Here is a 23,183-nt window from a genome sequence, read left to right as displayed (position 1 = left end):
CAGGACTCCTTGCTTGGTCGGGTGGATGGATCGGGGGGCGGGTGTTTCAAGTCAGGTGGAGATTTGTTCGCCTGCGATCTGTCTGAGCTGGCCGAGCCCGTCGGGGGTCAGCTCGGAGATGATTTCCGCAAAACTGAGGCCTTCGAGCTTTTCGATGCGCTGGATCAGGAGCGGCGCAGGATGGGAAGGTTCGTTGTGTTCGAAGTACTGGCGGGCAAGCGCCAAGGCGCGGAATGCATCGCGTCGGTTGTCCACGGCGTCGGGCAGGGCCGGGGCAGGCAAGCCGGCCTGACGGACTGCCGGATGTGTGCTCTGCCGCGAGGCTGGTTCCGCGTCGGCGCCGTGCGGTTGCGTGCCGTCGGCCATGCCTTGGCGTGGCGGGGCGACCAGATCGGCGAGCCTGACCAGAAGATCCCTCAGGCCGTCGAATTCCGGCCAGAATTCTGCTTCCAGCCTGTTTTTCCAGAGTGTCTCGATCTGTTGCAGCAGCGAGGCGGCTTCGCTCAGCGATGCGAACGTTTCCGCATTGCGTTCGCGTTCGTCGGCGATCAGGCGGGCCAGTTGCTCGGGTGTGGCGACCACTGCAGCGCTGCCGGCGGTACGCCCCTTGATGATGTTCTCCGCATCGCCGACATGCAGGGCGCCCACGCGGCTCTCCAGCAGGCGAGCCTGCCTGGCTGCACCGAGGCAGCCGTGGGCGTCGTACACGTAGGACAGGGCGTTCGTCCTCATCAGGGGGTCGTGCTCGCCATCCAGCGTGAGCGCCGGATGCAGTGTCTCCCAGTGCGCCGAGAGCCAATCGAGAATCAGCGCCAAGCCGTCGGCAAGGCCGCGCAAGCCATGGATCTGGGTGGCCGCATGCGTCAAGACGACTGCGATTCTCAGGTCGCGGGTCTCGCCTGCGAGCGTCATGCCGGATTTCAGGACGCTGCGCCAGTCGGGCTCCTGCGCAGGAATGATGGCGTCACCGAGTTGCTGCTCTTCCTTGCCCTTTGCGCTCGCCATGAAGTCGAGGAAGCGCGGCGCGTATTCGAGGTCGGGTCCGCATGGACCGCCTTCAAGCGCCGGTGATGCGGCCGTCAGGGTGGAGAACAAGGATGGTGCTGGTGGCATTTATTCTTGATCTTCAATGCATTATTGAGCGATGGATTGCTTGATGAGTGTGGTCTACAGGGGTTATGCTTGTCAAGTATGCTATATTTCTTGACTTGCTGAGGTCATTGCATGAATTGTCAGGGGCATGTTTTTTCATCATGGTGCGTGCTTGTGTGATGGCGGGGGTGGTGGGCTTGGCCGCTGCTTTGTCGGTGGGCGGCTGCTCGTTGCCGGCCAGGCAGGAATTGCCTGTTCCCGTGGAGATCTCGATTGCAGCCTCGGAGTCGCTGAATCCGACCGAACAAGGGCGTCCGTCGCCCGTGCTTCTGAGGATCTATGAGCTCTCGGGGCGGGCTTTTTTCCAGTCGGCCGATTTCTTCACCCTGTTGGGCGAGATGGAGAGTGCACGGCACGCGGAGGTGATCGAGATACACGAGTTCGTGCTGATGCCCGGCGAGGTCCGGGTGATGCGCCGCCGTACCGAGCTGGGGACCCAGTTCCTGGGTGTGGCTGCTGCCTATCGCGACCTGCAGGGGAGTTCGTGGCGCTCGCTGGCATCGGTGCCGCCGCCGCATCGCGCGGGGCGTTTGTGGTCTTCCGAGACCTCGCCGGAGCGGCGATATCGCGTCGTCGTGGGCGAAAGAAGCGTTGCAATTGACGAAGTGGGGCGATGAAGTGCCGAACGTTGAGTGTCGAGACCGCATGCAGGTGGGCTGCGGGGAGTTTGCATGAGCGGTGAGCGCAAGGTTGTCTGGTCGGAGGGAATGTTCCTGCGGCCCCAGCATTTCCAGCAGCAGGAACGCTATCTCGAGTCATTCACCCAGCGGCGCATTGCCTATGCGGACGAACTGTACTGGGGCTTCCATTCGCTGGAGTTCGACGAGGATGCGTTCTCGCTCGGCAGCGTGGTGCTCAAGTCGGCCCGGGGCGTGATGCCGGATGGCACGCCTTTTTCGATTCCCGGAGACTGCCCCGGCGGGCTGTCGCTGGATGTGCCGGCCGAAGCCAGGGATGCCTTGGTGTGCCTGGCGCTGCCGACGCTGCGAAGCGGTGTGAATAGCGTCATCTTCGAGGAGGACCGGCGTAGTGCGGCGCGCTGGGTCAGCACCACGGAAGAGGTGCGGGACGTCAATGCGATCGGTTCGGTCCCGGCGGAAGTGCAATTGGGGGAACTGCGGCTGCGCTTGTTTCTGCAGCAGGACATGCCTGCCGGCTGGCGTTCGCTCGGTGTCGTGAGGGTGCGGGAACGCCAGGCGAATCAACGCCTGAGCCTGGATGACGGCTATGTTCCGCCGGTGCTTTCCTGCAAGGGGAGCGTCGTGCTCAGCGGCTACATGCGCGAGCTCGCGGGCTTGCTGGGGCAGCGTGCCGATGCGTTGGTCGAGCGAATGTCCGGCGGCGGACGCGGCGGCGTGTCGGATGTCGCGGATTTCCTGCTGCTCAAGCTGGTGAACCACTGGCTGCCTGTGCTGCAGCATCTGGAGCAGCGCCAGATCGTCCACCCCGAACGGCTGTACTCTGAGCTGTTGGCGCTGGTCGGCGAGCTGGCGGTGTTTTCGAGCCACCGGCGCGCCAAGGTGTATCCGCCCTACCAGCATGACGACCTGCAGGCGACCTTCGCGCCGGTCATGGTCGATCTCAGGCAGGCGCTGACGGTGGTGATGAACCAGGCGGCTGTCCGCATCGACCTCGAAGAGCGCAAGTACGGCATTCGCATGGCCATGGTGCCCGACCGGCAACTGCTGCGAAATGCGTCCTTCGTGCTGGCCGCACAGTCCAATCTGTCGCCCGAGCAGTTGCAATCCCAGTTCCCGGCCCAGGTCAAGATCGGGCCGGTCGAGAGGATCCGCGATCTGGTGAATCTGCACTTGCCCGGCGTCAAGCTGAAGCCCTTGCCGGTTGCGCCGCGCGAGCTGCCGTATCACGCGGGGTATCAGTATTTCGAGCTGGATAGCCACCATGAGCTGTGGCACGAGATGGATCGCAGTGCGGGCGTCGCGATCCACATCGCCGGGGATTTTCCCCAGCTTGAACTCGAGTGCTGGGCGATCAGGCGATGAGTCAGGGGTCCGGGGTGAATGCCATGTCGGGCTTCGATCTGCTTGCGGGTTTGAACGGTGAGGCTGGCGGGCAGGCGGACGGTGCGCGGGTGCCGCCGAGGAAGGAGGCGCTGCAGCCCTTGCCGTCCTGCAGCGACAACCCGCTCGTCAAGGCCGCGACACGGCTGCTGAATCTGATTCCGCGCATTCGTATGACGAGCGCGCTCGGCGAGCCGGCGGATCTGCGCAGTTCGTTGATCGACGAGATCCGTTTTTTTGAAGAGCAGGCCCTGGCGGCGAACGTGTCGCGCGATGAAATCGTCGGGGCCCGCTATTGCCTGTGTACCGCGCTCGATGAGGCTGCGGGGCAGACGCCGTGGGGTGGCAATGGCGTGTGGGCACGCCACAGCCTGTTGGTGACCTTCCACAATGAAACCTGGGGAGGTGAAAAGTATTACCAACTGCTTGCGCGGCTGGCGCAGTATCCGGAGCGCCATCGTCAACTGATCGAGCTGCTGTATTACTGCAACATGCTCGGTTTCGAGGGCAAGTTCCGCATCGCCGAGAATGGCCATGCCCAGCTGGAGATTCTCAAGCGGCGCATCGCGACATTGCTCAATACCGCGCGCAACGGCTATGAAGGGCGGTTGTCGTCACACTGGCGGGGCGAGGAGACCAAGCGCGAGGCCTGGCGAATGATCCCGCCCTGGGTGGTGGCGGCTTCCTGCGCGCTGATTGCCTTCGCGATCTACGTCTGGCTGAGCTTTTTGCTGGGGCCGGAGTCCGACAAGGTCTTCCGCCGCCTGGTGACGCTCGAGCCGCCCAGCCCGGTGGTCGCCGAACAGAGGCCCCGTCCGGTGGAGCCGCGCCTGCGGCGCTTCCTCGAGCCCGAGATTCGTGCCGGGCTGCTGGAAGTGCGCGATCTGTCCGATCGAAGCATCATCATCCTGAAGGGCGATGGCTTGTTCGATTCGGGTAGTGCCGAAATCCGTGCAAATTACCTCGGCGTGCTCAACCGCATCGCGCATGGCCTCGATGACATCGACGGTAGCGTGGTGGTGACCGGTTATACCGACAGCGTGCCGATGCGCAGTGCGCGCTTCCCCTCGAACTGGCATCTTTCGGAAGCGCGCGCGCGTGCCGTTGCCGCGTTGGTGTCGGGACAGATGCTGCGCCATGACCGGGTACGGGCCGAAGGACGGGGAGAGGCTGAGCCGGTGGCCGGGAACGACACCGCCGAAGGGCGGGCGCGCAACAGGCGTGTCGAGATCACGCTGATGCTGTCCGGGGACGAAATCCTGCGCCAGTTGAATCCGCCGGCAGCTCGGCAGACGAGGGAGATCCGGCAATGATCTCGTCCTTCCTGCGGCGTGTGATGGACACGCTGCTTTCGCGTGCCTTCTGGGTTTGTGTCGGCTTTCTGATCATCGCCGTGCTGATCTGGTTCGTCGGGCCGCTGTTCGCGATCGGCGACAGCCGGCCGCTGGTGTCGGTCGGCGCGAGGCTGTGGACGATTGCTGCGCTGGCGGTTTTTCTGCTGGTGCGTGCGTTGTGGCGCCGCTGGCGCCGTGGCTCGGCCAATGCCGGAGTGACGGAGCGCCTGCGTGAGCTGCTGCAGACGAACTCGCGTGGCGGCGAAACCGAAGAGGTCAAGCTGCTGCGCTCGCGCTTCGGCGAAGCGCTCGAAATATTGCGCCGTGCGCGTTTCGGCACGGGCGCGCGCGGCCCGACGAGGTTGTTTTCGAGAGGCCGCTATCTCTACGAGCTGCCGTGGTACATCATCATCGGCGCGCCGGGCGCGGGCAAGACGACCGCGCTGCTGAATTCCGGGCTGGATTTCCCGTTGGCGAAGTCGCTTGGCAAGGGCGCCGTCAAAGGAGTCGGTGGCACGCGGAATTGCGACTGGTGGTTCACCAATCAGGCGGTACTGATCGACACCGCAGGCCGCTACACCACCCACGACAGCGACGCCGAAGGAGATCGTGCGGAATGGCGCGGCTTCATGGGGCTGTTGCGCAAGAGCCGCAGCCTGCAGCCGATCAACGGTGTGCTGTTGACGGTCTCCGTCACCGAACTGCTCGACAGCACTTCCGAAGAGCGTCGCCGCCATGCCGAAACCCTGCGCCACCGGCTCGATGAATTGCGGGAGGATCTGGGGGTCCGTTTCCCGGTTTATCTGCTGATCAACAAGTGCGACTTGCTGTCCGGCTTCGACGAGTACTTCGCATCGCTCGACCGTGCCGGACGGGAGCAAGTATGGGGTTTCACGCTGCCTTGGACGCCTGATGGCGGAAACGGCTATGCCGACGATGGGGTCGAGCGCGAACTGGCGCTGCTGCGCCAGCGCATCCATGCCGGGCTTCCGGATGTCCTGTTGTCCGAGCCGGAGCTGGCGCGACGCGCGCTGATCCATTCCTTTCCGCAGCAATTCGCTTTGCTGTGCGAGGCCTTGCGGGAAGTCGGCGCGCAGTTGTTTGCCGATTCGCGCTTTTCCTCCGCGCCCTTGTTGCGGGGCATGTACTTCACCAGCGCGACGCAGGAGGGCACGCCGCTCGATCGTGTCATCCGCGCGATGGATGCACCGCAAGGGGTGCGCGCACCTGCGCTGCTGCGCGGCACCGCGAAAAGCCATTTCCTCAACGAGTTGCTGGCCAAGGTCGTGTTTGCCGAGGCGCATCTGGTCGGGCACAACCGCAGTGCGGATCGGCGTGTCCGCATGCTGCATCTGGCTGCCTACGCAGTGAGCGCGCTGTTGCTCGTAGCCGGGGTGGCTGCCTGGGTGACCAGCTATCGCAACAACGAGACCTACCTGACCGAGGTCGACGGCAAGGTGGATCGGCTGGCGCGCAAGCTGGATGAACTGCCGCCGATGGTCGATGGAAATGTGTACCCCCTGCTCGCGCCGCTGACCGAAGCGGAAACCGTGTCGGACAGCGTGCATTTCCGTGCGGCCGATCCAATGCGGGCATGGACTTTCGGGCTGTATCAGGGCGACAAGCTGATGGCGGGATCGCGGCCCCTTTACGAGAATCTGCTGCGCACCCGGCTCGCGCCGGCGATCGAGGCCCGTCTGGAGTGGTTGCTGCGGACCGTGGCGGTGGAGGATCTGGAATTTTCGTATGAGATTCTGAAGGCCTACCTGATGCTGCACGACCGGGCGCGTTTCGATGGCGAGGCGTTCAAGGCTTTCGTGCTGGCCGACTGGGACTACAACATGCCGGCTGGCGCGGCACGCCAGGAGCGCGATGCACTCGAGCGCCACGTCGAGGCGCTGATCGGGATCGGCGGCATGCAGGCGTCCAAGCCGGTCGACAACACCCTGGTGGATGCGACACGTGCCAGGTTGACCCAGTTCTCGTTTGCACAGCGCACGTACCGCAGACTGGCGAGGGCGCTCGAACACAACAATCTGCCGGATTTTTCCATCGGTGCCGTCGTCGGCCCGAGTGCGCCGGCCGTTTTCAAGCGCTCGAGCGGCCAGCCGCTCACGGACGGCGTCAGCGCCTTGTATACCTATCGCGGCTATTACGAGCTGTTCGCGCCGGAAGTGGATAACGTCGTGCGGTATGTCGGGCGTGATGACGCCTGGGTGCTGGGCAGCTCCGACGTTTCGGCGCGCGAGCAGGCCCAGGCGATTGCAACCGGCGAACTGGCGCTGGAGGTCAAGCGGCTGTACATGCGGGACTACGTGGCGGCGTGGGAGCGATTCATCGACGATATCGACCTGATTGCGCCGCGTTCGCTGGCGGAGGCGGCCGAACTGGTCAAGGGCTTGTCGTCGGTGGATTCGCCGCTGGCAAGGTTGATGAAGGCGGTGGCCGAGGAGACGACCTTGCTGAAGTCCGCGCCGGGTGGCAACGCGAATGATGCATCGCTGCTGGAGCGGGTGAAGCGTTCGGCTCGTGCGACACAGGACGATGTGACGCGGATGATCGGGCCCAGCGCCTTGCCTGGCCGCCTCGGTCCGGACGAGAAACCGGAACTGATCGTGGATCGGAGATTCGAGGCTCTGCGGCGTTCGGTTGGCAGCGGTGACAGCGGTGCTCCGCTGGCGGGCACGCTGCAGTCGCTGTCGGAATTGCATCTGCTGCTGAGTTCGGTCGAGGCGGCTCGCGCAGGCGGGTATCCGCCGCCTTCCAGCGACTTGCCTGCGCGCCTGAAGGCGGAGGCCGGCCGTCTGCCGTCGCCGAGCAGGCGCCTGCTCGAAACGCTGGCTGCCACGGGCGGCACGCTGGTGGCGCGGGAGGCGCGGGCGGCCAAGAGCGTGCAGATGGTCGGTACGGTCACCCGGGCGTGCCGGGAAACGATCGAAGGCCGCTATCCCTTCAGGCCCGGTGCAACGCGGGAAGTGGCGAGCGAGGATTTTGCGAGGATGTTCGGTCCGGGCGGTATCGCCGACAGTTACTTCCAGCGGGAACTGGCTGCGGTGGTGGATACTTCGGCGAGTCCGTGGCGCTTGATCCCGGGAGCGCGTGGCGGACTCGGGGACGGTGGCGTTCTGGGACAGTTCGAGCGTGCGGCGGTGATCAAGGATGTGTTCTTCCGCAGCGGCGGCGGGGCGCCGGCGGTTACGGTGCTGATCAAACCCCTCGAGATGGATGCCACGATCACCCAGATGCAGCTCGACATCGATGGTCAGGTGGTCCGTTACCAGCATGGCCCGCAGGTTGGCCATACGGTGCGCTGGCCGGGTACTCGCGGCAGCGGGCAGGTCCGCTTGTCACTGGAGCCGGCGCTGGGCGCAGGCACCGATGGCCTGGTGCTGGAAGGGCCGTGGGCACTGCATCGCTTGTTCGACAAGGCGCGTATCGCGCCGGGCAACAGCCCGGAGCGCTTCCAGGCAACGCTGGACGTCGGCGGACGCAAGGTGAGCTTCGAGGTGGTGGCCGGCAGCGTGAAGAATCCCTTCGCGCTCAAGGAAATGAGGGAGTTTGCATGTCCCGCGGGCCTGTGAGCCGATATGGAACGGCGGCACCGGTGGGGGAAGCGTGATGGACGAGCGCTTTCTGGACTACTACAACCGTGAGCTTGCCTACCTGCGGGAGCTGGGGGGCGAGTTCGCGGCTGCGTTTCCGAAAGTGGCCGGCCGCCTCGGCATGCAGGGCGAGACGGTGGCGGATCCTTATGTGGAACGCCTGCTGGAGAGCTTCGCTTTCCTCGCCGCCCGGATTCACGTCAAGATCGATGCCGAATTCCCGCGCTTTTCGCAGCGTCTGCTCGAAGTCGTCTATCCGCACTATCTGGCGCCGACGCCCGCCATGGCGATCGCCTGCCTCGATGGTGCAAGCGTGGATGGCGGCAGTGCCGATGGCGGTGCCGGAAGGCTGCCGCGCGGCACCCGCATGACGTCCAATGCCGTGGCGGGCGGACGGACGGAATGCAGCTTCGTGACTGCGCACGACATTGATGTGTGGCCGCTGGAAATTCTGGAAGTGCGGACCGATCTGCCGGGGGATCGATTGCCGCTCGGCGCCCTGGCCGGAAGGAAGGCAGTCAAGGGGGTACTGCGCATCCGCTTGAGGTTCACCCGTCCCGAGGCCGCGCTCGGGCCCTTGCCGGATCGCCTGTGCTTCCATATCGCGGCCGACGAGCCCGATGCGGGCCTGCTCTACGAGGCCGTGCTGGGGCACGGGATCGGGGCGGTGATCAGCGAGCCTGACGGCAACGGGGCACAGCTGCTCGCTGCACCGGACACCTTGCGCGCGGAGGGCTTCGATGCAGCACAAGCCTTGCTGCCGACGGATGCGCGCGTGTTCCAGGGCTACCGCTTGCTGCACGAGTACTTCGCATTTCCGGCGCGCTACCTGTTCTTCAGCATAGGCGGTGTTGGCACGGCGCTGTCGCGCCTTGAAGCGGAGAGCTTCGAAATCGCCATCCTGCTCGATTGCGATCCTGCGGCGGTCGCCCCGGTGGTGGGCAACCGCTGCCTGCTGCTCAATTGTGCGCCGATCATCAACCTCTTTCCGTCTTCAGGCAAACGCTTGCCGGTGAGTCCGGGGGCGCTCGAGCATCACATCGTGCCGGATCGAACCCGTCCGCTGGACTACGAGGTTTATCAGGTGTTCGGCATCGATGGTTTCGATCGCAGCAACAACGCCGTGCGCTCCTTTGCGCCGTTCTACAAGCACGTCGGCGAAACGACTCGCGCTTCGGAGGCCTTCTTTTCGGCACGCCGTGAGCCGCGCCGGCTTTCGGAAGTGGGCAGGCGGGATGGCGGCCGCTCGGGTTATCGCGGCTCGGAGGTATTCGTGTCGCTGGTGGATACACGCGAGGCGCCCTGGCCCGAGCATGTCGAGCAGATTGCCGTCGACATGCTGCTGACGAACCGGGATCTGCCGTTGTTTCTGCCTGCAGGCGCCTCCTTGCGTGTCGATACCCGCCTGCCGCTGCGCGGCGCCACGATCGTGAAAGGGCCATCCCGTCCCCGCCCGCAGGTGGCCGAGCGGGAGATGACGTGGCGGCTGATCAGCCATCTTTCGATCAACTACCTTGCGCTGCGCGACATGGATGCAGGCAGCGGTGCGGCATTGTTGCGTGAATTGCTCGGCTTGTACGCCGCGCTGGCCGATCCGGTGGTGGCACGGCATGCGGAGGCCATCGTCGCCACCCACGCCCGTGCGGTGAACCGCCGCCTGCCGGTTGCCGGCCCGCTGGTTTTCGGGCGCGGGGTCGCGGTGGACGTGACGGTCGACGAGCGGCCTTTCGCCGGTGGAAGCCCCTATTTGTTCGGTGCCGTGCTCGAGCAGTTCCTGTCGCGCCATGTTTCGATGAACATGTTCTGCGAGTTGAACCTGCACAGCACCACGCGCGGCAAGCTGGCCGCATGGCCGCCGCGCTGGGGAGGGCGTCCGGATGCGTGACGCGACTGTCGTGCCGCTGCGCGAATTGCTCGAAGGATCGCCCTGGGAGGTCGATTGGTTCAACGCCCTGCGCTGGTTTGAGGCCAGGAACCCGCAGGCTCCACGCCTGGGCAGGGCGATGCGCGCGAGCGAAGAGGTGCTGCGGGTCAGCCAGCCGCCGTCGATGCGCTTTGCGCCTGCCGCGCTGGCAAGCTACGACGAGGACTACTTCGGGCGTCCGCGCCTTGGCCAACTGGGCTTCGGCCTCTTCGGCCCGAACGGTCCCTTGCCCTTGCACCTGACCGAGTATGTGCATAACGCGGTGCATATCGACAAGGACGAGGGGCTTCAGGCCTTCTTCGATATTTTCCAGCATCGCGCGGCGCTGCTGTTTTATCGGGCGTGGTCCAGCGCACAGGCGGCCACCAGCCTGGATCGCCCCGACGATGACGCCTTCAGCCGCTACGTCGGCAGCCTCACGGGTCATGGCGAGGCGTGCAACGAGGGGCTGGATCGCGTGCCGGGTCATGCGCGACACCACATGGCGGGCCATCTGGTACGGCTGACGCGCAATCCTGAAGGCTTGACGGCGATCCTGACCGGCTTCTTCGGATGGACGTTCCGGGTTGAAGAATGGGTCATGAACTGGCTGGAGCTGTCGCCGGAGGACCGGAGCGAGCTGGGGGGCCATGGCGATGCATCGCGACTCGGCGTCGGCGCAGTGTGCGGCGTCGCGGTGCCGGATCGCCTTCATCGCTTCCGCATTCACGCGGGGCCGCTCGATCTTGCCGCCTATGAACGCTTCCTGCCAGGAGCTGACTGGCACGACATGCTGCGTGACTGGGTCAGGAATTACACCGGGTTCGAGCTGGCCTGGGATATTCGCCTGATCCTCCGCGCCGACCAGGTTCCCGCCGTAAGGCTGGGGGGGCAGTCCCGGTTGGGGTGGACGAGCTGGCTGGGTGTGTCGGCGCAGAAGCAGGATCGTGGTGATCTGATCCTGGACTGCGAGGGGCAGTCGGCCAACCCACAATATTCTCAAGCATGAGGTCATCATGAGTACGATCAGCCGGGTATCGTTGTTCGGCAAGCTCAATCCGACGCTGTACAAAAGTATCGAGGGCGCGACCGTTTTCGCCAAGCTGCGCGGTAATCCGCTGGTCGAACTGTGCCACTGGCTTTACCAGCTGCTGCAACTCGACGACAGCGACGTCCATCGCATCCTGCGCGATGCCGACGTCGAGCCGGGGCGTCTCGTCGCCGAGCTGCAGCGCGCACTGGAGCGCCTGCCCAATGGTGCGAACGGCATCGAGGACCTGTCATCCGATATCGATACCGCGGTCGAGCGGGCCTGGATGCAGGCATCGGTAAACTTCGGTGCGGCGACGGTGCGCAGTGGTCATTTGCTGCTCGCCGCGTTGGGCGACAAGCGCTTGCGCAGCGTGGTGCTGAAAAGTGCGCCGCAGCTGGAACGCATCGACGTCGATCGCCTGGGGGCAGAGTTCGGTCGATTGCTGGCCGACAGCCCCGAAGCCTCGTCGGAAACGGCTGCCAGTGCCTATGGCGATGCGCTCGCCGCGCCCGGGGAAAGCTCCGGGGCAATGAGTCCGGCTGCGCTGGGCAAGGCCGAGGCGCTGAAAAAATACACCGTCGACCTGACGGCGCGCGCACGTGCGGGCGAAATCGACCCGGTGACCGGCCGCGATGACGAGATCCGCCAGATCATCGACATCCTGATGCGCCGGCGGCAGAACAATCCGATCCTGACCGGCGAGGCAGGCGTCGGCAAGACCGCCGTGGTGGAAGGTTTCGCGCTGCGCATTGCCGCGGGCGAGGTGCCGCCCAGCCTGGCGCAGGTCGAACTGCGCAGCCTCGATATCGGCCTGCTGCAGGCCGGTGCGAGCATGAAGGGTGAATTCGAGCAGAGGTTGAGGCAGTTGATCGACGAGGTGCAGCACGCTGCCAGGCCGGTGATCCTGTTCATCGACGAGATTCACACCCTGGTCGGCGCGGGAGGCGCAGCCGGTACCGGGGACGCGGCCAACCTGCTCAAGCCGGCGCTGGCGCGCGGTACCTTGCGCACGGTGGGGGCGACGACCTGGAGCGAGTACAAGAAGTACATCGAGAAGGATCCTGCGCTGACGCGCCGGTTTCAGGTCGTTCAGGTGCATGAGCCGGACGAGGCTCGCGCCATCGACATGCTGCGCGGAATCGTCGCACCGCTGGAGCGGCATCATGGCGTAAGCATTCTCGACGATGCGGTGCGCGCCGCCGTGAGCCTGTCGCACCGCTACATTCCCGCCCGCCAGTTGCCCGACAAGGCAGTGGCGCTGCTGGATACGGCCGCGGCCCGGGTTGCGATCAGCCAGCATGCGACGCCCGGGGAACTGGAGGATCTGCGGCGCCGGATGGCCTTGCATCAGGATGAGCGCACGCTGCTGCTGCGCGAGCAGGCGGCAGGACAGTCGCACGCGGAGCGCATAGCCAGGCTCGATGGGGAGATCGTCGGGCTGGAGGCCCGGGTGGCGGAGCTGGAGGCGCGCTGGGAAGAAGAGCGTGCGCTGGTCGCGCAGATCGTCGAGTTGCGCGGCGCCTTGTTCAAGGACGCGGCCGGGCCGAGTGCCGGAGAGAGCGGCGGCAATGCCGATGAGCAGGCGGAAGCCGTGGAAAGTATCGAGGCCGGTGAGTACGAGGAAGCTGCGGAAAGCACCGAGGCCAGGCGGGCGCGTCTGGTCGAGCTGGAGCAGCGTCTGCAGCAGTGCCGCGGTGAGCAGCCCTTGGTGACGGCGGCGGTCGATGAGCACGTCGTCGCGTCGGTGGTTGCCGACTGGACGGGTATTCCGGTCGGCAGGATGGTGCGTGACGAGGCCCGTGCCGTGATCGAGCTGGCCGACAGCCTCGGGCGCCGCGTCATCGGCCAGCGCGAGGGCCTGGAGGCGATTGCGCGCCGCATCCAGACTGCGCGGGCGAAGCTGTCGGACCCGCGCAAGCCGGTCGGCGTGTTCATGCTGTGCGGCCCTTCCGGCGTTGGCAAGACCGAGACGGCGCTGGCGCTGGCGGAGAACCTGTATGGCGGTGAGCAGAACCTGATCACCATCAACATGAGCGAGTTCCAGGAGGCGCATACCGTATCGACGCTCAAGGGCGCGCCGCCGGGTTATGTCGGCTATGGCGAAGGCGGTGTGCTGACCGAGGCGGTTCGCCGCCGTCCCTACAGCGTGATCCTGCTCGATGAAATCGAGAAAGCGCATCCGGATGTCCACGAGATATTCTTCCAGGTGTTCGACAAGGGGCGGATGGAAGACGGCGAGGGGCGGGAAATCGACTTCCGCAACACCGTGATCCTGCTGACCTCGAACGTCGGCACCGAGATCATCGACCATCTGTGCGCGAACGGGCCGCAGCCCCCCAGTGCCGAGGCACTGGATGAGGCGCTCCGGCCGGCGCTGCTGGAGGTGTTTCCGCCTGCCTTGCTGGGGCGCCTGGTGGTGGTGCCCTATGTGCCGCTGGCAGCGGAAACCTTGTCGGCGATCGTCCGCCTGCAACTGGAGCGGGTACGCGCGCGCATCGAGCGCAATCACGGTGCGGCGCTGGAGTATGACGACGAAGCGATCCGCTGCGTGCTCGAGCGCTGCCATGTCAGTGATTCGGGAGGACGGATGATCGATGCGGTATTGACCAATACCGTGCTGCCCGAGATCAGCCGGCATGCGCTCGAGGCAATGATTTCCGGACGTACGCTCGAACACGTGCGCCTGTCGGCCGAGGGGGGCGCATTCGTGGTCGATGTTCGTACGCGGCCAGCCCAGGGGAGTGCTGCATTGCAACATGCTCCTTCGGAGGTGGAGGCGGGGTCACCGGAAGCCACGAAACTGGATGCAATGGAAGATCGAGATGCCATTTTTTGAAGAGATCGGATATGAAGCAATGCTCTTTTGAACTCAATGGCAAGTCCATGAGCAGCTTTGTCCTGGGGGCCAGTGCTTTTCCTGCGTTTTCAGGGCTTGGCTCTCAGATGAACCAGCGAGTTGCTGCGTGCATACAGTCCCGGGGGCCAATCCCTCCCGGCGAGTACTTCATTGTCGACAGAGAGTCTGGAGGGCGCTTGGGTTGGCTTCGTGATCTTTTCATGCTCTTGTGGCTGGTTTTCTTCAGTTTTGCATTTGCGGCAGTCTGGTTGAGAACCCCATCGCTTTGGTTTATCACCATCCCCGATGCTGCATGGAATTTTCTGGCCAATGCTTCAGGCGCAAGTTGTTGCGAAAGTGTTGCTGATCTGGAGATTGCTGTTGGTCTGGGTTTGGGGCTCGCTCTGGCGAGCATTATTCTTGCATCAGCTCTTTTCATTAGAAAGAGACTGAAAGATTCGAGCGGATCGCCTCCGGCCTCCGTCAGGCGTTGAATATGGATACGATACAGTCGCGTGGCGCCGCTCAGCGCCTGGCTCCGGTAAACGCGCTGCCGGCCGGCGCGCGCGTGCAGGAATACGAGATCAGGTCGGTGATCGGCGAAGGCGGATTCGGCATCGTGTACCGGGCCTATGACACCTTGCTCGAGCGTGAGGTCGCGATCAAGGAGTACCTGCCGGTCAGCCATGCCACGCGCCGGGATGATGGGCTGGTGGTTGCCAGCTCTGAGCGCCAGCGTGAGACCTTCGAGAAGGGCTTGCGCTGCTTCGTCTCGGAGGCGCGCATGCTGGCGCGTTTCAAGCATCCTGCGCTGGTCGAGATCCTGCGTTTCTGGGAAGAGCAGGGCACGGCCTACATGGTGATGCCGTTCTACCTTGGGCGGCCGCTGAGCGAACTGATCCAGGAAGGCTTCCGCATCGAGGACAGTGCCGGCCTGGAAGCATTTCTGATGCCGCTGCTGGATGGCCTGGCGCAGTTGCACGGTTCGGACTGCTATCACCGCGACATTTCCACCGACAACATCCTGATGCTCGAGAATGGCCAGCCCTTGCTGCTGGATTTCGGTGCGGCGCGCAGCATCCTGGTCGACAAGTCGGATGTTTCCACGGTCATCCTGAAGCCGGGGTTTGCGCCGATCGAGCAATACAGCGAGGATCACAAGGTTGCGCCACAGGGCGCCTGGACGGATTTGTATGCACTGTCTGCCGTCGCCTACCAGGTCGTCACCGGGATCATGCCTACCGTATCGGTCGCACGCATCATCCGCGATCCGCTGCTTCCCTTGGCGAAAAATGCACCGCCAGGAATCTCGCCTGCCTTACTGGCTGCGATCGATCTGGGCTTGCGAGTCTCGCCCGACCAGCGTCCGCAGTCGGTACAGGCTTTCCTCGAGCTGATGCATGCTGCCGAGCCCGCCGACGAGCGCATGCTGGCGCTGGAGGCGGTCATGCCTGCCGAGGAGGGCGCCGTCCTCCCCGCTTCTGCTGATGCGGGGATGGGGCAGCAGGCCGGGGATCGCGAGAGCGATGTGCTTGCCGGTCTCATTTCGTTGCCGGAGGGGGCACTGCAGGAGTCCGGGAAGGAGGTGGACCGGGCCGCGCCGGTTTCCCGGACAGAGAAACAGCCGGACAGGCGGGCGCCCGCCGGTGATGCCCATGAGCCAGCGCCCGCTGCGTCCACCTCTTCCCCCGTCGGCGAGCTGAAATCCGAGGCGCCGGCACGTAAGCGTAACGGGCTGCTGATCGGAGTGCCCTTGCTCTTTGCTGCGCTCATCGGGATGTATTTGTTCACTCAATCTGGTGATGACGATCTGCATGGGCTGGAGCCGGCAGCCAGCCCGGCGGCGTCGGCACAAACCGCGGCAAGCGATTCTCCGCCGGCCGGTATGCCATTCGCGCTTGGCGGCAAGGAGGGCAGGGAGGCTCCGCAAGCCGTTTCGGCTGAACCAGCCTTGCCGGAGGCGGAAGTGCTCCACGACGATGAGCAGCAGGCTGACGCACAGAGGGCGAGCGACGGCCCGCCTGCCGTGACGTTGCAGGCGGCCGAGGCGCCGGAGGTGGTGGAAACTCCTTCTTTGTCGCAGGCCGTTGAAGCCCATCATGGCGCTGGCGGCGAGGGTGCCGGCGTGGGGCAGGAGCCCCCGATGGCGGCAGCGCCTGCCTCCGATCCGCCGATGATCACGGATCAGCCAATGATTGCCGGTCAGCCCATGGCTACGGACCCGCCGATTCCCACCGTGGTGGCTGATGCCGGCGGGGATGAACATGGGATCGCTCCGGCCTCCAACGCCCAGAATGCCGTGCCGGAAACTCCGGTGGTTGCCGAACAGCAGCAGGGCACGGTCGATGTCCGCGTCGAGCCATGGGGCAATGTGTTCGTCAATGGGGAACTGGTCGGTGTCACGCCACCGCGGGTCCGTTTCCAGGCCGATCCGGGCCAGATCGAAATCGAGATACGCAACGAAACCCATCCTGCAAAGCATGTCACGCTGGACATAGAGGCCGGTCGTACCTACCGGATCAGGCATGTCTTTGGAAACGATTGAAGCGCGGACGCCGTCCGGGCCGGCATATGCCCGGTGTCTTCTGCCGTGCTTGTATGGCGCGGTGATGCTTGGTGCGGCGAGTGCATGTTCGACCCTGTTCGACGCGCCGTCATTCGAGCGTGCCGCTTCCGGGCAGGTGGATCAGGTGCTCGAAGAGGCTGTGCGGGAGCGGATCGAGGCGCTGCAGCAGCAGGGCAGGGAGCGAATCGGCGATTGGTCGATGGCCGGCAAGGAGGCGTTGCAGCGCGTCATCGTCTTTCCGAAGCCCAGTGGCGCAGTCGGCATAAGCGACCGTGGCTGGCCGGTGATGCGCATCGATAAGGTGGCGGCTCAGAGGCAGCCGCAACTGGTCCTGGAAGCTCCGGTGCGCGGCGTCGTGTTTCTGGATGAACGTGAAATTGGCTTGGTACAGGATGGCAGCGCACGCATCGTCACACTGGTGCCGGGAGAGCACCAGATCCGAATCGAACATCCTCTTACGCCTCCCATGATGGCGCAGTTCTATATCGAAACGGGCGAGCGCATCACCTTGCGCTGGGAGTCGCGCTGAATACGGCGTTGTGGAGAAAGATCATGCTTGAAGTAGCAGCAATCAAATACAACGACATTGCTCCGGTGTTTCCGATCATCCGCCAGCTGCCGGAAGGGGGCGGCAGTGTCGGGCGCGGTGATGACAACGCCGTGATGCTTCCCGACCCCATGCGCTTGCTGTCCAGGCGGCATCTCATGATCGAGCCGGATCGGCATGGAACTTACCTGCTGACGAACGTCAGTGCGTCCAACCCGGCGTTGTTGAATGACGTTCCCGTTGCCCCGGGGGAAAGCAGGACCTTGAACCATGGCGACCAGATCTGTATCGGGGGCTATTTGCTCGAAGTGCGGATCACCGCGCAGCGGGAACAGGGTACCCGTCCGGAAATGGCTGCGAACTTGCCGGGAGATGAAACGCAGGACCCGCATGCAGCGGATATCAATGCCATTCTCGACAAGGGGAGCACACGCCCGCTGATGTCCGACGATCCGCTCGGCCTTGCATCCATCAGAAACACGATCAGGCTTTCCGATCTTGCAGGGAGCGGCAAGCAACTGTTGAGCGGTCTTGACCAGGAAAGCCGCTCAGGGCAACTGGCGCATGAGTTGACCAAGGACCCGTTGTCGGAAAGCGGCAACCCGTTGCTGGAGGAGGGGGCGCTGGATCCGCTGGCGATTTTTGGCGGCGATGAAGAGGCCGTGGAGGACTTGTTCGGTGTGCCGGGCGATCGAAACGCAGAGCCCGGCGGCGCGACTCCTTCTCGCCCCGTCAGCGAATTGCATTCGCCCTTTTCTCTGGATTCGCTCGATACCGATAGGCCTGAAATGGCTTCCTCGGAGACCGGGCCCGACGCTCCCGCCATGCAAAGCGAGCAAGCTCAAGGGGAGGAAGGAGATGTGGCGGAAACCGAAAATACGCTCCTGATCCCTGAGGATTTCGCCCTGGACGAACTGTTGGGCGATCAGCGTGCCCTGCCGTCGAGTTCCGATGCGCCGGACATGGGCATGTCGTCGCAGCATGCTGATGGGCATCAGGATGGTGGCGCTGCCGTTTCGCCGATTCCCGCAGAGGCAATCGAGCTGCAAGGCTTTCAAGCGCCTTCTCCCGCGCCGGAAGCCGAATCCGATCCAGCGCCTTCTGGCGTTCACACGCAGCAGAGCGTGGCTGCGCACCCAGTCGAGGCAGGGGCGGCAACCGGGGCGGGTGATGCGGTGAATCGGGAGGTGGCGGCACTGCATGCAGCGCTGCTGGAGGGGCTCGAGCTGGATGATTTGCCGGAGCATCGGAAGCTGGACGCCGATTTCATGCGCACACTGGGTGCTCTGCTACGGACGTCGATCGACGGCACGATTCGGCTCATGGCCGCACGGGCAGCCGTCAAGCGCGAAGTGCGCGCCAATGTCACGGTGATATCCCCCGATCGTAACAATCCGCTGAAATTCTCTCCGGATGCCGATGTTGCATTGATGTATCTGCTCGGCCGTGAGTATCCGGGCTTCATGGGGGCAGAGGATGCGGTGCACGAAGCTTTTGCCGATCTGCTGAGCCATCAGATCGGTGTGGTTTCAGGCATGCGGTCTGCACTGTCTCTGGTGCTGGAGCGTTTCGATCCGGAGACGATCACGCGCAATGCCGATACCCATGGCATGATCGACAACCTGCTGTCGATGGGGCGCAAGGCGCGGCTGTGGGACGCTTACGGGCGCTATTTCGAGAACACGCGGGAACAGGCGGTGGACCGCTTCCAGGAGTTTTTCGGTGCCGCGTTCGTCGACGCCTATGAGGAGAACGCCCGGGCAGGCGGAAAGCAGGAACGCGAGGCGCTCTGATGAAAGATCCCATGATGCACTTGTCCATCGCCCACTGCACGGAACTGGGTAGCCGAGAGAACAATCAGGATTTCATCGGTTTTTGCGCCAATGAACATATTGGTTGTTTTGCTCTGGCGGATGGCGCTGGTGGCTACGAGGGCGGGGCTGAAGCGTCTCGGGCGGTAGTGAGCGAAGTGCTGCGCTGCTTCCAGACTGCGCCCGCCGCTCGCTGCATGGATGCGGCCTGGCCGATCGCGGTTGCGCGTGGCGCACTTGCAACGGCGCGTGAGCGTCATCCCGGTTGCGGCGAGATGAATACCACGGTGGCAACGCTTTTGATCAGTACCGAGACTGGGCGTGCAACCTGGTGCCAATTGGGTGATAGCCGCATTTACCTGTTCCGAAACGGCAGGGCGCACAAACTGTCGCACGACCACAGCGTATTGCAGGCGATGATCGATGCCGGGTTCGTGCGGGGAGATCTGCGTGGCCGGCAGGAGCGCAATGCACTTTATGCTGCCGTGGGGTCGCCGGAGACGCCACCGACAGCCGTTTGCGATTCGCCGCTACCGGTATTGCAAGGCGATGTCTTCCTGCTTTGCAGCGATGGGTTTTGGGACGCATTGCCTGAAGCGGTCATGGAAGAGGAACTGAGGGGAGCAGCCACTCCCGAAGAATGGGTGAAACGCATGCTGTCGCGTATCAAGCGGCCAGCGTGCGAGTCGGACATGGATAACTTCAGTGCTTTGGCCGTCTGGGTAGGGAAGCGCATCGAAGTCACTCGCATCCTGGACTTGGGAGAGAAGGACGTGGGACGGGTCGCATGGCAGGCATGAGCTTTTCCTCGATGCGCTGGGGCAAGCCCCCGCTGGTGGGGTGGTTTGGCAAACTGCCCGTGCTCGGAGATTTTGCGGGACGGGGATTGCCGCTGGCGCTTCGCGAGCATGTACATGCATGGTGTGCGGGGGGGATGGGGCGCTTGACGGAGAGGCATGGGGAGGCCTGGAAAGCCGCATACCAACTGGCACCGGTATGGCACTTCGCCATGAACGCACATATCTGGGATGCACGCCCATTGGTGGGTTGCGTCGCGCCCAGCGTGGATCGAATCGGCCGTTGCTCGCCGGTGCTGGCTCTGCGCTCGGTGGACGGAGCAAGGATGACGGAGCACCTGCCGCCCCGGAGCCGCTGGCTGTTCGAGGTGGAAGCCTTGTTGAGGCAAGTCATTCGAGGCGATTTGAGTGTCGATGCGATCCAGTCCGGACTGGAGGCAGCTTTGGAGGCAGACGGTACCCAGGGGCGGGAAGGAGACTCTGCCGGCGACATCCTGGCCGACCTGGGGATTGCGACAGGCGCCAATCCGAACTGGTTTTCCTGGCCGGATCTGGCCGAACGTTTCACCGAGCGCAAAGGGCGCAGCTTCTGGTGGGCGGAGCCTTCGCCCCGTCAGCCGCCCCGCCAGATCATCCATAACGGCGCTCCGGATGAGGATTTGTTCGAATTGTTGATGGCTGGCTGGGCCGAAAGGCCAGGACGGCATCGGGCGGACTGGGAGTAAGGCCCCGGATGAGCCGTAGCGATCGCTTCTTGCCGACATTGCTCGACCGTCTGGTCGAATCGCCTGAAAACGGAAAAGGAGGGATGTCCAGGCAGGCGTATCAACAGTCGGTGCTGCGGGACTTGCAGTGGCTGCTGTGCAGCGTGGCGCCCAGGGAGCAAACGTCGTTCGCCAAGCATGCCGAGGCCAGCCGTTCCGTGCTGAACTACGGCATCCCCTGCAGCACCGGCATGACGCTGACCGAGCGGGAGTTGACGAAGTTGGCCCAGGACATCGAGAAGGCAATCCTCACATACGAACCGAGGGTGCTGCCTGAAAGCCTGTCGGTGGCCTTGCTGGCGGATAGCGAACAAGCCGCTCGGAGCCAGCTGGTATTTCGAATCCGGCTGGCGTTCTGGTTCGAGCCGTATCCGCTGGAGCTATCCGTGCGCGCGCAGTGGGACATCGAAAACGGCCTGGTTTCGCTGAGTGGGGAGTAGGGGTGGGGCATGAAAACCTCACGCGGCGAGTTTTGGGAGCTGCCATGAGGGGAGCCGTCTTCCCGCTGCTGTGTTTGGCCGTGATGGGGTGTGCGGCCAAAATGCATCCCATCGGCGCCTCGCGCCCGGAAGTGCTGCGCGACGTCGAAGGCTACGCGATAGCCAGCTGCCTCGCGAGTCAGAGCGACCCGTATCTCAAGGATCAAGGCGATGCATGGGCGTCCGTTATCATTCAGCGCATGAAAGGTGATATCGATGTTCTGGATGATGTTCTTGACCAGGTAAAGAGCGAAAGCGCGAAAGGTGAAATGGCCGTGATTCGTGACGAAACGGGTCCGGGCAAGGACAAAGTGTTGTCCATACTTTACTGCGCGGAGATCATTGATGGATCTTCAGTTCGTGCTGCAATTCAGAAGGCGGTGGCTGTACTCAATTCAGCCTATGAACAATGATATCCGTCTGTCGATACACCGGCTGTTCATCAGTTGCTCCGGCGTGCAGGATGCACCCGTCAGCTGAACGCAAGCTCTGCTTGGCGTTTTGATGGACTGCAACTGTCTTTCAACCGCTCCTCATTCCGGATCGTCCCTCTTTCCATGCTCTCCAATAGAAAAAACCGACTGTTCCATACTCTGTTTCTCGCGCTGCTGGCCTTGTCCGTCACAGGCTGCGCCCATCTCTTCGGTGATCACGGTTCGGCCCGGGGAGCAGCAACGCCGATCGACGATGGCGCCGCGACCCCGGACAGGCATGGCCAGGCGCCCGGTTACTTCAGAATGCGGCTGGGACGGTTCACGTTGACGGCGCTGTACGATGGCAGCATTGAAATCCCCAGCACCCAGCTCAAGGGGGCGTCTCGGGCCGCCATCGATCGGGCCCTGCGCATCGTCAAGCAGCCTGCGAACGTGTCGACCGCGGTCAATGCGTTTCTGGTCGACGATGGCGAGCGCGTCATCCTGATCGATTCTGGTGCGGGTGCCATGCAGGGCGACACGCTTGGCAAGCTCCAAGCCAACCTTGCCGCCTCCGGTTACGCGCCCGAAGACGTGACGGCCGTCCTTCTGACGCACCTCCACCCCGATCATGCCGGGGGCCTCATTGCCGAGCATGGGCTGGCCTTTCCCAATGCGGCGCTCTACGTGGCCCAGGCCGAAGCCGATTTCTGGCTTTCCGGCGACCGCCTCAACACCGACCAGCCCTACGACCAGGGGTTGCGACGGATCATCGCCGAATACCAGGCCCGCGGCAGCTTCCATACTTTCGCAGGCGGCACTCCACCCATCGAAGGCATCGAAAGCGTCGTATTGCGAGGCCATACGCCGGGCCATACCGGCTATTTCATCAACGCGGATGGTGAAATGCTGCTGTTCTGGGGGGACATCGTGCACAGCCCCGGTACCCAGTTCGCCAATCCCAATATCACGGTCGCCTTCGATGTAGACCAGAAGGCCGCGCGCGTCACCCGTAACAAGCTTTTGCGTGGTGCGGCTCAGACTGGTATCTGGGTCGCAGGCGCCCACATGCCGTTTCCTGGCATCGGACGCATCCTATCGGTAAGCAACACCAGCTATCGCTGGCTGCCGGTCGATTATTCGCAGGCGCTGGCCGGGCCTGCCCAGCGTCAGGCTGCAGGGCGCTGATAGAGCAGTGCCAGATGCCGCGTCAGACTGACAAATGCATGCCGCGCGGGATTCATCCTGCTCGGCCAATACCTTGCAGGGCGAGTCTCGGGCGCCAGAGCGGCCGCTTGCGAGGCAGGCTTATCCTTATTGGCGCGGATTTTGTAAGGATGGATTGCCAGTTATGAGCGCGCCCGCCACGAAGCGGGGCGGAGGCACTTATCGAACGGTTGCCAGAGGTAGGAACGAGGCCAAGGAGGACGCCGACAGCTCCATGAAGCCATGATGTCGGTAGAAAGCGGCTGCCTGGTCATCCTTGGCGTCTACGACAAGAGCGAAGGCGGCAATCTCGGAGCGGGCGGCCCGCCGCAAGGCGTCGTATAGCAGCGCCCCGCCCAGACCCTGCCCCTTGAAAGCTTGATCGATCGCCAAGTGGCCCATGCGGACCGCCGGAACGGCCGCATAGCGGGGCAACTTGCAGGTGATATCGGATGGAAGGTCGGCCAACGGCACGCTGGCCGTTGACAAGGTGTAGTAGCCTGCAACGCTCCGTCCACCAGCCAGGGCAACAAAGCAAGCTGCTATTCGGCGGCGGATGTCCTGTGTGACTTGCTCGCGCAGGTAGCGGTTGAGCGGTCCGGAGCCGCAGTCGAAGGTCGAGCGGTCATACGCTGCATCGAAGGCAACGATGCTGGACGGCGCGGCCCTCATTCAGCGCCAAACAGCTCGGCGTGGCGGGCCTTGGCACGCAGCAGAGC

18 protein-coding genes are annotated in these 23,183 nt (G+C 63.9%); 16 read left to right on the top strand and 2 right to left on the bottom strand.

What is annotated here, in order from left to right:
• Positions 1-51: 51 nt before the first annotated feature.
• Complete coding sequence (tssA, locus tag TBU01S_RS19815; protein WP_068639229.1) at positions 52-1,095, bottom strand: type VI secretion system protein TssA; 1,044 nt, start codon at positions 1,093-1,095, stop codon at positions 52-54.
• A gap of 83 nt (positions 1,096-1,178) precedes the next feature.
• On the opposite strand from tssA, the gene tssJ reads away from it, so the two are divergent.
• From tssJ to TBU01S_RS19740, 16 genes are all read left to right on the top strand, one after another.
• Positions 1,179-1,769, top strand: coding sequence for a type VI secretion system lipoprotein TssJ (gene tssJ / locus TBU01S_RS19810; RefSeq protein WP_068639228.1), 591 nt, complete (start codon positions 1,179-1,181; stop codon positions 1,767-1,769).
• A gap of 54 nt (positions 1,770-1,823) precedes the next feature.
• On the top strand, positions 1,824-3,155 hold the full coding sequence (gene tssK / locus TBU01S_RS19805; RefSeq protein WP_068639227.1) for a type VI secretion system baseplate subunit TssK: 1,332 nt from the start codon (positions 1,824-1,826) through the stop codon (positions 3,153-3,155).
• Positions 3,134-4,486, top strand: coding sequence for a DotU family type VI secretion system protein (locus TBU01S_RS19800; RefSeq protein WP_088178905.1), 1,353 nt, complete (start codon positions 3,134-3,136; stop codon positions 4,484-4,486). The genes tssK and TBU01S_RS19800 overlap by 22 nt, the downstream gene beginning before the upstream one ends.
• Positions 4,483-8,088, top strand: a complete 3,606-nt coding sequence (tssM, locus tag TBU01S_RS19795; protein WP_068639225.1) for a type VI secretion system membrane subunit TssM — start codon at positions 4,483-4,485, stop codon at positions 8,086-8,088. Before TBU01S_RS19800 ends, tssM begins: the two co-directional genes overlap by 4 nt.
• Positions 8,089-8,125: 37 nt before the next feature.
• Positions 8,126-9,994 (top strand): type VI secretion system baseplate subunit TssF, encoded by a 1,869-nt coding sequence (gene tssF / locus TBU01S_RS19790; RefSeq protein WP_068639224.1) that lies wholly within the window; start codon positions 8,126-8,128, stop codon positions 9,992-9,994.
• Positions 9,987-11,021 carry a type VI secretion system baseplate subunit TssG gene (gene tssG, locus TBU01S_RS19785; protein ID WP_068639223.1) on the top strand — a complete coding sequence of 345 codons (1,035 nt, stop codon included), beginning with the start codon at positions 9,987-9,989 and terminating at the stop codon, positions 11,019-11,021. Before tssF ends, tssG begins: the two co-directional genes overlap by 8 nt.
• Positions 11,022-11,028: 7 nt before the next feature.
• Positions 11,029-13,881 (top strand): type VI secretion system ATPase TssH, encoded by a 2,853-nt coding sequence (gene tssH / locus TBU01S_RS19780; RefSeq protein ID WP_083953748.1) that lies wholly within the window; start codon positions 11,029-11,031, stop codon positions 13,879-13,881.
• A 47-nt stretch (positions 13,882-13,928) separates the two neighbouring features.
• Positions 13,929-14,375 (top strand): tlde1 domain-containing protein, encoded by a 447-nt coding sequence (locus tag TBU01S_RS23325; RefSeq protein WP_217999668.1) that lies wholly within the window; start codon positions 13,929-13,931, stop codon positions 14,373-14,375.
• Positions 14,376-14,377: 2 nt separating this feature from the next.
• Complete coding sequence (locus tag TBU01S_RS19775) at positions 14,378-16,426, top strand: protein kinase domain-containing protein (protein ID WP_068639222.1); 2,049 nt, start codon at positions 14,378-14,380, stop codon at positions 16,424-16,426.
• Positions 16,407-16,976 carry a hypothetical protein gene (locus tag TBU01S_RS19770; RefSeq protein ID WP_157659222.1) on the top strand — a complete coding sequence of 190 codons (570 nt, stop codon included), beginning with the start codon at positions 16,407-16,409 and terminating at the stop codon, positions 16,974-16,976. Before TBU01S_RS19775 ends, TBU01S_RS19770 begins: the two co-directional genes overlap by 20 nt.
• 23 nt (positions 16,977-16,999) lie before the next feature.
• Positions 17,000-18,787, top strand: coding sequence for a type VI secretion system-associated FHA domain protein TagH (gene tagH / locus TBU01S_RS19765; RefSeq protein WP_068639220.1), 1,788 nt, complete (start codon positions 17,000-17,002; stop codon positions 18,785-18,787).
• A complete protein-coding gene (locus tag TBU01S_RS19760; RefSeq protein ID WP_068639219.1) occupies positions 18,787-19,605 on the top strand; it encodes a PP2C family protein-serine/threonine phosphatase in 819 nt (272 codons plus the stop codon). Before tagH ends, TBU01S_RS19760 begins: the two co-directional genes overlap by 1 nt.
• Positions 19,593-20,327 (top strand): type VI secretion system-associated protein TagF, encoded by a 735-nt coding sequence (gene tagF, locus TBU01S_RS23320; RefSeq protein ID WP_083953746.1) that lies wholly within the window; start codon positions 19,593-19,595, stop codon positions 20,325-20,327. Before TBU01S_RS19760 ends, tagF begins: the two co-directional genes overlap by 13 nt.
• Positions 20,328-20,335: 8 nt before the next feature.
• A complete protein-coding gene (tssE, locus tag TBU01S_RS19750) occupies positions 20,336-20,806 on the top strand; it encodes a type VI secretion system baseplate subunit TssE (protein ID WP_083953745.1) in 471 nt (156 codons plus the stop codon).
• Between the two features lie 44 nt (positions 20,807-20,850).
• The gene (locus TBU01S_RS19745; protein WP_068639216.1) at positions 20,851-21,258 is read left to right on the top strand and encodes a hypothetical protein; all 408 of its coding nucleotides are present in this window, start codon (positions 20,851-20,853) and stop codon (positions 21,256-21,258) included.
• Positions 21,259-21,402: 144 nt separating this feature from the next.
• On the top strand, positions 21,403-22,446 hold the full coding sequence (locus TBU01S_RS19740) for an MBL fold metallo-hydrolase (protein WP_083953744.1): 1,044 nt from the start codon (positions 21,403-21,405) through the stop codon (positions 22,444-22,446).
• Between the two features lie 198 nt (positions 22,447-22,644).
• Here the strand turns inward: TBU01S_RS19740 and TBU01S_RS19735 are convergent, their stop codons facing one another.
• On the bottom strand, positions 22,645-23,136 hold the full coding sequence (locus tag TBU01S_RS19735; RefSeq protein ID WP_068639214.1) for a GNAT family N-acetyltransferase: 492 nt from the start codon (positions 23,134-23,136) through the stop codon (positions 22,645-22,647).
• Positions 23,137-23,183: the final 47 nt, after the last annotated feature.

The sequence above is a fragment of the Thauera butanivorans NBRC 103042 genome (assembly GCF_001591165.1).
GTDB classification, from domain to species: Bacteria; Pseudomonadota; Gammaproteobacteria; order Burkholderiales; family Rhodocyclaceae; genus Thauera; species Thauera butanivorans.
Note: the sequence above shows the minus strand (reverse complement) of the source record. Positions and strands in the feature narration are given on the sequence as shown.